Below are 11,058 nucleotides of genomic sequence, written 5' to 3' on the forward strand. Positions count from 1 at the left end.
CCACATCGGTGACCCCGGCCGCCGCTCCGGCGGTCCAGTCTTCGGCCGCGGCCAGGTTATAGGTGGTGCCGCTGGTCGATGATGTGCCGTTTTTGTTGATCATCTGGTTGATCGCGGCTTGGTCGGTCGCGCTCAAGGTAATCGTGAACGCGGTGCCGGACGTGATTTCGACGTTCGAGGTATCGGTCAGGGTATAGGTCGCGCCGCCTTCGCCGGTGAAGGTGAATTTGTTCGCGACGATGTCGTTGGTCGCGCCGGACTTCGACAGGAAACCGGTGCCGGTCACCACCAACGCGCCAGTGCTGGCATCGTAGGTGGACGAGGTGATGGCCGGCACCGCGACATTGCTGACAGTAATACCGTTGCCTGTTGAATCGGAAATGTCGCCATTGGTAATGACGGTATTCCAGTCATCGGCCGCAGCCAGATTGTAAGTCGTAGCACCGGTAGAACTGGTGCCGTTTTTGTTAAGCATCTGGTTGATCGCCGCTTGGTCGGTCGCGCTCAAGGTGAGGGTGAACGCGGTGCCGGACGTGATTTCGACGTTCGAGGTATCGGTCAGAGTATAGGTCGCGCCGCCTTCCCCGGTAAACGTGAGCTTATTGGCGGTAATATCATTGGTCGCTCCGCTGGCTTTCACAAGATTAGTGCCGGTTACCACCAAACTGCCGGTACTGGCGTCGTAAGTGGAAGAAGTGATGGTTGGCGCCTGCACGTTGCTGACGGTGATGCCGTTACCGGTCAGGTCGGCGTTACCGGTATTGGCAACATTCCAATCGGCAGCGGCGGCGATATTAAAAGTCGTGCCGCCAACAGAAGAGCTACCGTTCTTATTCAGCAAGCCTTCTACATTGATCTGGTCGGCGGCGTTCAGCGTCACGGTAAACTGGGTTGCCGAATCGATTTCAACGTTCGACGAGGTCAGGGTATAGGTTGCGCCCCCCTGTCCGGTCAGGGTCAGTTTGGTGACATCGATATCGTTGGTTGCGCCGCCCGTGGCGGTCATACCGACTCCGGTTACTACGAGGGAGTTGGTGCTGGCGTCATAGGTAGCGGAGGTGATGGACAGTGGCTGAACGGCATCGGCGATTACGATATTGTTGATGGTGGACCAGCCATTGCCGCTAGCGTAGGTAATACGCACATCGTCCACATAGTCGAAGCCGCTACCCAGGGCCACGGTGGTGATGGCATCGGAGGAGTTGGCCGTGAAGGTGGTCGAAGTGACTTGACTGCCATTCTGGTAACCCACCACGTTGACCGTGCCTCCAATCCAACCCCAGTCGTACCAACTGAACTGGTTGATCTGAAATTCCGAGCCGTCGGAACTCTTGATCTCCATCCCTTTCCAGCCAGAACCTGACAAGCCGACATCAAACGTAGTCAAGCCGGAAAAAGATACAGTATTGGCCAATGCCGTATCATTTTGCCATGACATTGCAACACCTACGTTGGTGCCGCTAGTGTCGCTTATGTTGAGTACTTGGATGACGATGCCGGGAAGGTCTGACGATCCACCATTACCATCTTCAGCAATGCCATCGGCGAAATTGGCAACATCATCGGCGGTAAACGTTATCGTTCCCGTGGCCAACAAACCGGAATACTTCGATAAAACTTGTCCATCAGCGAACAATGCCGTTTCAACTGGCCCTGTATTGGATTCCAGGTTCCAATCACCGCCAAAGGCACTGGTACCGGTCGCATCGGTGGATGCCACTATATCAGCTTGAGTTGCCTGAGTCAGAGCCTCAATAAACGCCTCGCCATCGGAGCCTTGAGCCACATTACAGCCGTACAGCAAAATGTCGGCATTTTGGTTTAAAGCATGACCGATGGCGGCTAGATCGGCGGCATGGTCTGACAGGTTTTGCGCGGTTAGGGTAAGCGAACCCAAACCTACCGAGGCTTCGGAGCCGTGGGACACAATATGAATAGCGTCAATGCCGCTACGGCCATCCAGAATCTGCGCCATTTGCGCCAGGCCGTCCTGACCCGCATCCAACACATGCACTTCCGTGCCGGGCTTGGCGCCTTCAATCAGCATCTGGTAGTCGGTGACATTGCTTTCGATAAATAGGACTTCGGTGCGAACCGGCGCTTGAACGGCGGGCGGCGGCACATCGGCCGCTGCTTCGACAAGATTGGCCGTCTCTATAGCGGCAGCATCCTGCACGGGGGATGAAGGCTCGGCTGCCGCTTCTGCAACCGTCTCTACTGCCGCGCCGTCGAACATGATGCGCGGCTCCAGCGCCATCATGGTTCGGCGGGGTTTATATAGAAAGTCATTATCGGTTGCAGGAGCCGGCAGGTTTGAATTTATTTTGCCTGGTTTTCCTTTAAGCATGGTATTGATAAATTTCATGTTAGTACTTTCTGCTTTAGTGATAACGGGTTGCCAAAAGCCTGATTTAAACGCGGCATTGTGAGCTTAAGTTAAAGGTTGCTCGGAAATGCTTTTTAATTTGTACTCATAGCAAAGCCTATTTAGCCTTTGCGATTTCAATTTAGACACAAGAGTTCCCTGCTTCAACGGCTTGGCTGCAATGATGTAAGCCTGACGGCACAAAGAGCCGCTCCAAAAAGAAAACCGGCAATACTTCTCGAACAAATCGAGAGAACAGTCACACTCTTTGGCTGGGATTCAACCTTGGGCCGAACGCGGTGCAGAACATCGCTCCCCAACTGAAAATCAAAATTACTGCATTATCCGGATATCTCTCACAAAACGAAGCAAACAAGCCGAGTACAACCACTTTGCACTGCTCGACATCGTCTACCGGCCCAAGTTCACTGCCGGCACTCATTTGTGCCGGCACTGTATTAAAAAGAGAACCTAACGAAAACTGGTCATATCTACGTGAAAAACGCGGATTCTAACGCAGAATGGCAACCAACAAGGTGGGCCTGAACTTGGTAAACCGAAAATAAAATGATAGCGGGGCATCATTTAAACGGTCGGTAAAGCCTTGTTAAGAGAAGGCACTTAATTATATAAGTATTAATACTTAGTCTCAGTGTAACAACACAACTTAACAATTACAACCTCCCCCATAAACCGAACTTACATCATTGCTACATCGTGCATTCATTTATTCTAATGCTGCCTGAAATTACTTTTTATCAAAATAGCAATATAGAGCAAAAACACCTGTTTTTAGGGTTTGTTGTGCAACAGTAACCTGTGGCAGCTTCCGAATATGACGTACTTTTTGATGTTCAAATTTCGGTTTTTTGAGTCCCCTGACGCCATCCGTCTTTACAGCGGGAGAGGGAATTAAAACACTGAAATTTGAAGTGCAATAAGTATAAATACTTTACGCTAAAGTGCGACTGCGGCATTGTTCGAGCTCTGCATACAGCGGTGCTACCCGTTGTTGCAGTATCGGATGCGATGAGGCGGGCGACTCATCGCCGCTGAACCGGAGGCCCTGGCTTTTGGCATGAAAACCGGCCCGTTGCCGCATCCGCTCCAGTTGTTCCGAAGTGCAATCGAGTCCCTGCCGGGGCAGCAAGTCTTGCCATAGAATATCCGGCAATTGCTGGTAATTAATTAATTGCAAATGTGCTACGTTAGCAAGCGCCGCTTCGAAAAATCCGGCCAGAACCTTGGCGCAATAGCCGTCCAAATCCTCTGCCTCCAATACTTCCGCCGCTAACGTGGCGATCATACCGGGCACCATCTGCGGTCCACGCTGGCGTTGATGGGATGCAAGTATGGCTTCCGGTTCCCGATAAAGAAACCAGCATGGCGTATCCGGGAAAGCAGCGCGAAATATCGGCAAAAATTGAGTATGCCAGCTATCTAGTTTGATGAAAAAGTGAGTTTCTTCAGGATTTCGTTGTTGTCCCAAGGCTAGGATCAATTGTCTCAGGCTGGCGCTGCCGCCACTGGATTCGGGTTCTGTTTGATAGAAGCGCAAGAAAGCATCAATGACCGGCGGCTCCGACATTACAATACAACAAGACAGAGTTGACAATAATTGAGTGAGCAAGGTGGAGCCGCAGCGCGAGGTATGAAAAATAAACGCACTCGGTGTCAGTGCCGGTTCCAGACGCGTCAGCCAATTGAAGTCTGTGCGGCAGATATAACGTTGCGCCGGATCTTGCTGTTGCAATGTATCGGCGAAAAACGAAGCAGTAAAGCGGCCTGGAACATGCCGCCAAATGATTTCCCGGCCTTGCAGGGTAACCGGAAACCAATTGCGCAATGAAGTCAAAGCGTCTGAGGCGACAGGTTGGCCGCGTGATAACTGCCGTTCATTCAACATGGGATAGAAGAGGAAGGCGCGGTCAAGCCGCGCCTAACAGGTTTAATTTCTGGAAGGAAAAATGCCTTCCATGCAAATTATGTAGTTAAGCCCAAGATAAGGCTGCATGTTGGAAATGGTGCTAGTGGTTGTGACCGGAACCGTCAATGGTGTGCCGTTGCCGGTATCGGCGTTTGTCACTGAAACAGTACCACCAATTACCGTGCTCACACTTTCAGTGTTCAGTGGAACTAAATTCGTAGCCGGACCGGTCGTGGCTAGATACATTGCACCAGAGGTAGGACCTGTGCCGGTACTGGACAAGGTGGCGTTGGCAGCAGGCGCCGGACTACCTGGTCCATTCGAAGTGGCATTAAGCGTCGAGGTGGCGGTTAAGCCGCTTAAACTCGCCGTTGCCGTATGGGTATGCGCCGGCAAATTGGCCTGAGTGAGGGCTACCGTTGCTGTACCGGTAGAGATAACCGTTGTATTGTTTGTACCTGCCTTTTCACCCTGATTAACCGGTGCCAAGCCTGGCCCATTGCCCTGCGATCCGACGACGGTCCGCCCGCGCAGATCGGGCAAGCCAAAAGTAGTTTGCCCATCTCCGCCATACATCGTGCCTAGCAGCGCAAATAACGCCGAATTCTGAGCAATCGGCAATGTTTGACCGTTGCAAAAAGCCCAGCCTCTTGGTGCGAAATTAAATCCCACCGGCAGGATGGTTCCGATAAATGCTTCCATAATAAATTCCTGTTTTACTGTACATGACTAAGACGCAACGATAATAAATCGCTGCACTATAAGATTATTACTGATAATACAATTACTTAAATTCCAATTGACAAGATAAAACCAAGACTTAGCTTTAACTCTTAGGTGCAATTCATTTTTTACCAAATTGGAAAGGCCAGCGGGTGCAGTTCATATTTTTTTAATTCTAGCCAAACTAGTCGTCGGCTGACCGGGGCGAAACAATATCAGATCACAGTGTTAAAGCAAACAAAAAAAATCAGGGGCAAATAGCAGCGACAAGCCATTTAGGCTTCGTCGGCCGACCGATAACTCAACATAACCGTTATCTTGTTTACGCCTGCCTTTTCTTCCGTAGTGACCGGGCTCAGTTCCGGACATTATTTTTATTGGAGGCAAAGCAACATATTATCGATCAGTATTGTATCGATTGTTTATTGGATGTGCCGTGCCGCGTCCAATCGATTGGCCAAATCCAGTGCCGTCACAGTGCCGCTTTGCCGCAATTCAGCAATGATCTCCAGCACATTTGCATCGGTAATGCTGGGGTCGCCATATTTCGGTTCGGGATTGGCAATAAAACCGGCCGCGTTAAAAATATCGGTCAGCCATTGATTCGGGATGCAATCGAGCACCAAATGGATGCGATGCACCGCGCTACGATTTTCAACCCGGTGCAGGCAATTGGCATTCATGTACCAAGTGCCGCCTGCGGCAAAATGAACCGGTTCGCCATCCAGCCAGAACAATACGTCAGGGTCGGTAATAATGGGGATATGCAAGCGCGCGACGCCGTCTTCAAAATTGGTTCCAGGATCGGTATGTTCGTGGATGACGCCGCCGGGAGCCAATGCCATCAAACGCACGGCGCTGGTTTCGCATTTGAAGTATTGCAGGACTTGCTGGAAATAAGGGCAGCGTGCCAATAGCGGCGTATCAAGGAAATGGTTATCCGAAAATGCCAGAATATCGTCGCTGCGGCCATGAGGCGAGCGCAATGCCTGACAGTGCCAATACCCGTCGCTGGCTTGGTCATTGTAATGAAGCACCCATTGGTCCGGCAATAAGCGCTGCAAATCGGTTTGCAATGCGGCCAGGTCGAATTCGAACGGCAAACGCAAATAGCGGGTAACCTGCTTCATGCCGCAACTCCTGCTCGCCAGCACATTTGTTCGCTCACTTCGTCTTCGTCAACAAGTTGGAAGCCGGCAGAAAGATAGAGCCTGCGTGCTTTGAGATTGTTCTTGAACACGCGCAAACTTAAGCTAGCTTGATGCGTATCGGCCAGCTGTTGAAGATATTGCAACATATACCGCGCCAAACCCTGTCTTTGAGCGCTAGGCAATACTGCAATATCGATCAAGCGAATATCGCCGGTAGTGTTGCGCTCGAATACCATACGTCCCAGCAATTGGCCTTGATATTCAAGAACGTTGGTTTGGGCATTCGGATAATGCTGCTGCACCCCAAGTGCGTGAATTTGTTGTTGGGATCGAATCAAATTATCGATAAAGATGGGATCCATCGGCAACCCGAGCAAATCTTCGCGAGTCGAGCGATACAGTGCGGCGATAAAGTCTTGATCGCGCTCATCAACGGGACGTAAATGAAAATCGGGCGGCGACATATCTATAAATTTTTTACGAAGTTTAAAATATTTTTTCTGCTATCATGCGCGCCGTCGACTTCCGATGCAACTTTCTATTAAAGGATGGCTATGAATCTTGGTCTTGAACAATTCGCTCCGTTGGTGGGCACAAACTTCATGGTACACACGCAAGCAGGTCTGATTGACGTGCAGTTAAGCGAGGCGACGGAATTGCCCCGCGGCAATCGACCAGAACAATTTCGCACGCCGCTGTCCTTGATTTTCATCGGACCGCCCGATGTGGCCTTGTTACAGGATACTTATCTAATCGAGCATCCGGCATTGGGGCATCACCAATGGTGCATTGTGCCCGTGTCATCAGGAAGTCCCGCTGCTACGAATGATAACGAGCGCTACTATCAGATATTGTTTGCTTGAGCATAGCGGGTTCGGCGCACGTCACCTCTCCGATACCACCGAACGTTGTGGATACATTTGGTTATGGGAAGAAATTCAACAGACAAAGTCAAACCAAGTACTCGGCGCTCAGCCAAACGAGAAAGTTGGGTACAGGCCATATTGGTTTGAGAGCTGCCGGATCCTGTTGGAACTTTCAAGATTACCCAAGCTTATCGTTACAGGTGTTTTTACACTCGAAACAGCAAGTGTAGCGTTATTCTCTTAACCACCGTTGCATGTGCGGAAACGCCTTCCAGCCTAATTGTTCGGCCTTGCTTGGTTCGGCGGTTAAGCCCATCCACTGTAGCAACGGTACACCCATAGTACCTCCATTGCTAAAAGTAGCTATCAGCCAATCTGATTCGCCTTTATAGCCATCGTGATGAAATACGACTTCCGGTGGCAAATTTAAATATACCAGCGCCGCCCATGACCAAGCCAACGTGGCTATCTCATCACCAGCGTTTTTGCTGACATCGTTATATAAAGCATTGCGTTGCGTACTGGGCATTACCGCTAGGTGCCCAGCTTCGTGCAGTAAATCCCCAGAATATTTCAACTTAGTTTCGTCCACAACCAATGCGCCTTTATCAATTAGAATGCCGGGCAAAATAACATTGTCAGGAGTTTCTCCGGCCCGTACAGGAATACCTATACCGGAAATAAAATCAGTGATCTGCAAGGTTAATAGGTTTTCAAACACAGCCTTGTCTTTCCTCTTTGTTGATGATCGGAGCCAAAGTCTGCCCTAACCTGTTGGTGCATTGATTGAGCTAGTTTTTGATATTTTAACCAGATTCGGACGTACGCATCGCCATAAAGATTTCGCCAAAAAAAACTTCCGTTTGCGGTTCTCACGCTTTGCGCTCATCGAGGGAACCTTAAGTCCAAGTTTCGGGAAGTTATTGCCGACCATATCCTAAATGGAAAAATAAACTTCTATTCGTCATCACTCAGTAGCAACTGATTTACCATTGATCAGACAAATGGCGAGATTTCTTTGAAATTCGGGGTAAACATCAACATAACCAAGTGCTTTATAACGTTATTTTTCTACTATCTTCCCGGAGTCGAGTTTAATGATGCGCTGACAGCGAGCCGCCAAAACTTGGTCATGCGTTACTAAAATTAATGTGGTGTTGTTCTCCTGGTTAAGCTCGAACAGCAACTCAATAACGGTCGCGCCGGTTTTGCTGTCCAGATTGCCGGTCGGCTCATCGGCAAACAAAATTGCGGGCTGGGTTACAAAGGCTCTGGCCAAGGCTACGCGCTGTTGCTCGCCGCCGGAAAGTTTCTGGGGCGTATGCGATAAACGGTGCGACAGGCCGACTCTATCCAACAATGCAACAGCTGAAACTTTGGCGTTTTTATCGCCGCTTAACTCCAAAGGCAGCATCACGTTTTCCAGCGCAGTCAATCCCGGCAGTAATTGAAAGGACTGGAACACAAAACCTACCAGTTCGTTACGCATCGCCGCCCTGCCGTCTTCATCCATTGTGGTTAATGATCTCCCGTTCAAACTGACAAATCCGGAAGTCGGCATATCCAATCCTGCCAACAGGCTGATTAAGGTGGATTTACCTGAACCGGACTCGCCGACGATCGCAATACTTTCACCGGATTTGATTATCAAATCTATGGATGACAAGATATGCAACATTCCATCGGACGTGATAACCGATTTACCCAGGTTTTCCGTTTTTATAATGTCGTTTAATGGTTGGGTTTGCATAATGATCAGATTCTTATTGGCTATGATAATTTCGTTAATTTCGATGACGGCTACGGCCAAATCCATTGTTGTATTGGGAGATAGTATCAGTGCCGGTTACGGAATTGAAGTCTCGCAAGGCTGGGTGACCTTATTGCAGCAAAAACTGAACGAAAAAGGCATCAATTATATTATTCATAATGAAAGCATCAGCGGCGATACTACGGCCGGCGGTTTGGCGCGTATAGACCGGGCTTTGACTTTGCACAAACCCGATGTCGTGATCATTGAGCTGGGTGCTAATGACGGCTTGCGCGGTTTGTCGCCGACGCTGATAAAAAGCAATCTTGCCGAGATTGCCCATCGAGCGCAAAAAGCCGGTGCAAAGGTATTGTTGCTGAGTATGAAAATTCCACCCAATTACGGCAAGCGCTATACCGATCTTTTCTATAATATTTACCCGCAGTTAGCTAAGGAGACGGGCGTTCCGTATGTGCCTTTTATCATGGAAGATGTTGCCCTGAGCAAGGATATGATGCAAGCGGACAGCCTGCATCCTAATGCCAAAGGGCAGCCGTTCATTGCGGATAAAGTATGGCCGCAGTTGCTTCCTCTATTAAAATAACAATAACTTCAACATGAAGAGATATTTAAATGAAAACATTAACACTTGAAAAAGCCAATCTGATTATAAATACCGCGACTAATAAAGCCCGTAAACTCAACATGGCGCCGATTACCGTGGTGGTTTTGGATGCATCGGGACATTTAAAAGCCATGCAACGGGAAGACGGGGCGACCATGATTAGAGAACAAATCGCTACCGCTAAAGCCTGGGGCGCAGTCAGCATGGGCATATCGTCACGCAGTCTGGCAAGCGTGGCACTGGAAAGACCCGACTTTATGAATGCCTTACTCAACATGGCGGATGGAAAGATAATGCCGGTTCCGGGCGGCGTTCTGATCCGCGACACCAAAAATAATGTGATCGGCGCGGTGGGTATCAGCGGAGATATTTCCGATCAGGACGAGCGTTGCGCAATTGCAGGTATTGAGGCGGTGGGGTTTATAGCGGGGGTTTGAGATTAATCGACTGACTTGAATATATAAACCTATTCCCTGCTTTAAACGGGAATAACTAAAACCAAACAATCCGGATAGCCTATTCGGATTAATAAATTAATGGAAAACCTATGTGCTGGAGTGGGGAAGCGTCAACTGTATTAGCGACTATCGGGTTATCGAGCACCGCTTATTTTTATTATAAAAAAGAACCTGCCCCACTTTGTTATGCTTTGGGCTTCTTTTCATTAATGGAGGCCTTGCAGGCCTATACCTATACGGTGATTGACGATTGCGCCAATCCCGGCAATCAAGTGGCAACTTTGTTAGGCTACATCCATATTGCTTTCCAACCTTTTTTTGTTAACGCGGTATCAATGTATTTTATTCCCGAAAAAGTCAGGGACAAGATTTCCGCACCGGTTTATTTTATTTGCCTGGTAGCCACGGTCTGCTTGTTAATACGCCTGTACCCTTTCGAATGGGCTACTTTCTGTTACGAGGTTAAAACCCGGTTTCTTCTGATCAGCCAATATGCCGAGTCGTTCAATGTACCGTTTTGCGGCAGGCGTATCTGCTCTACTTCCGGCGATTGGCATATCGCTTGGGAAATCCCGGCTATGGCAAATCTTGTACTGTTCAACATGTATATTGTTGCGGCATTTGTAATGCCTATTTTGTACGGTTCATGGAAAATGACCTGTTACCATTTTTTTACCGGACCGCTCCTGGCATATCTGACCACTACTAATCCCAACGAATGGGCGGCGGTTTGGTGCCTGTATTCAATAGGTTTGTTGCTGTTATTGGTCAAAACACCGATACGAGGTTACTTACATGTGCGCAACTGGTTTTGGTGGAAGTATTTGAAAACATAGCTACTAGTGCTAATGCAATGGAACGCAGATGATTATGATGAACGCAGAAATTTGTGTGTTACGGCTTGTTCTTAAACCTCGAAATGAAACCGAAATTTAAACGCAACACATTGTCATATCAGAAAAAATCTTATTAACTGATGTTACGCAGTTAGTCGAATTTAGACCGCTTTAATATTTCAGTATTAAAGGTGTCGCTAGTGCGACGGTTATTTGAATCGGGTTCTCGCACCCGAGGGCGAGTTACTTTCTTTTGCGTCGCCAAAAGAAAGTAACCAAAGAAAAGGCGACCCGGTTGCCGCTTTGTTCCTGTGCTCCTCGCTTTTGTCGAGGGTCAGCAGAAGGGGCTCCTGCCCC

Annotated in this window: 12 protein-coding genes; 4 read left to right on the forward strand and 8 right to left on the reverse strand. The window is 48.9% G+C overall.

What is annotated here, in order from left to right:
- From EPO18_RS18185 to EPO18_RS18210, 6 genes are all read right to left on the reverse strand, one after another.
- The coding region (locus EPO18_RS18185) for a DUF4347 domain-containing protein (RefSeq protein WP_292435836.1) at nt 1–2,365 on the reverse strand (2,365 nt) is incomplete at its 3' end.
- Nucleotides 2,366–2,624: 259 nt separating this feature from the next.
- A complete protein-coding gene (locus EPO18_RS18190; protein ID WP_292435838.1) occupies nt 2,625–2,807 on the reverse strand; it encodes a hypothetical protein in 183 nt (60 codons plus the stop codon).
- Between the two features lie 510 nt (nt 2,808–3,317).
- Nucleotides 3,318–4,271, reverse strand: a complete 954-nt coding sequence (locus EPO18_RS18195; protein WP_292435841.1) for a hypothetical protein — start codon at nt 4,269–4,271, stop codon at nt 3,318–3,320.
- Between the two features lie 42 nt (nt 4,272–4,313).
- Nucleotides 4,314–4,994 carry a phage tail protein gene (locus EPO18_RS18200; protein ID WP_292435843.1) on the reverse strand — a complete coding sequence of 227 codons (681 nt, stop codon included), beginning with the start codon at nt 4,992–4,994 and terminating at the stop codon, nt 4,314–4,316.
- 443 nt (nt 4,995–5,437) lie between these two features.
- On the reverse strand, nt 5,438–6,145 hold the full coding sequence (locus EPO18_RS18205; RefSeq protein ID WP_292435846.1) for an aspartyl/asparaginyl beta-hydroxylase domain-containing protein: 708 nt from the start codon (nt 6,143–6,145) through the stop codon (nt 5,438–5,440).
- Nucleotides 6,142–6,630, reverse strand: a complete 489-nt coding sequence (locus EPO18_RS18210; RefSeq protein WP_292435848.1) for a GNAT family N-acetyltransferase — start codon at nt 6,628–6,630, stop codon at nt 6,142–6,144. The genes EPO18_RS18205 and EPO18_RS18210 overlap by 4 nt, the downstream gene beginning before the upstream one ends.
- 90 nt (nt 6,631–6,720) lie before the next feature.
- Here EPO18_RS18210 and EPO18_RS18215 point away from each other — a divergent pair, with 90 nt between their 5' ends.
- The gene (locus EPO18_RS18215) at nt 6,721–7,029 is read left to right on the forward strand and encodes a DUF6916 family protein (protein WP_472850912.1); all 309 of its coding nucleotides are present in this window, start codon (nt 6,721–6,723) and stop codon (nt 7,027–7,029) included.
- A gap of 235 nt (nt 7,030–7,264) precedes the next feature.
- On the opposite strand, the gene EPO18_RS18220 is transcribed toward EPO18_RS18215, so the two are convergent.
- Both EPO18_RS18220 and EPO18_RS18225 read right to left on the reverse strand, forming a co-directional pair.
- Nucleotides 7,265–7,753, reverse strand: a complete 489-nt coding sequence (locus tag EPO18_RS18220) for a hypothetical protein (RefSeq protein WP_292435852.1) — start codon at nt 7,751–7,753, stop codon at nt 7,265–7,267.
- A gap of 342 nt (nt 7,754–8,095) precedes the next feature.
- The gene (locus EPO18_RS18225; protein WP_292435855.1) at nt 8,096–8,782 is read right to left on the reverse strand and encodes an ABC transporter ATP-binding protein; all 687 of its coding nucleotides are present in this window, start codon (nt 8,780–8,782) and stop codon (nt 8,096–8,098) included.
- A gap of 1 nt (nt 8,783) precedes the next feature.
- Between EPO18_RS18225 and EPO18_RS18230 the strand changes: the two genes are divergently transcribed.
- The 3 genes from EPO18_RS18230 to EPO18_RS18240 all read left to right on the forward strand — a co-directional run bounded on the left by EPO18_RS18230 (nt 8,784) and on the right by EPO18_RS18240 (nt 10,701).
- Entirely contained in the window at nt 8,784–9,386 is a 603-nt protein-coding gene (locus EPO18_RS18230) for an arylesterase (RefSeq protein ID WP_292435858.1), read from the forward strand.
- A 29-nt stretch (nt 9,387–9,415) separates the two neighbouring features.
- Nucleotides 9,416–9,844, forward strand: a complete 429-nt coding sequence (locus EPO18_RS18235) for a GlcG/HbpS family heme-binding protein (RefSeq protein WP_292435860.1) — start codon at nt 9,416–9,418, stop codon at nt 9,842–9,844.
- Nucleotides 9,845–9,954: 110 nt separating this feature from the next.
- Entirely contained in the window at nt 9,955–10,701 is a 747-nt protein-coding gene (locus EPO18_RS18240; RefSeq protein ID WP_292435862.1) for a DUF5765 domain-containing protein, read from the forward strand.
- Nucleotides 10,702–11,058 lie beyond the last annotated feature (357 nt).

This window comes from Methylobacter sp. (assembly GCF_004322395.1).
Lineage (GTDB): Bacteria > Pseudomonadota > Gammaproteobacteria > Methylococcales > Methylomonadaceae > Methylobacter_A.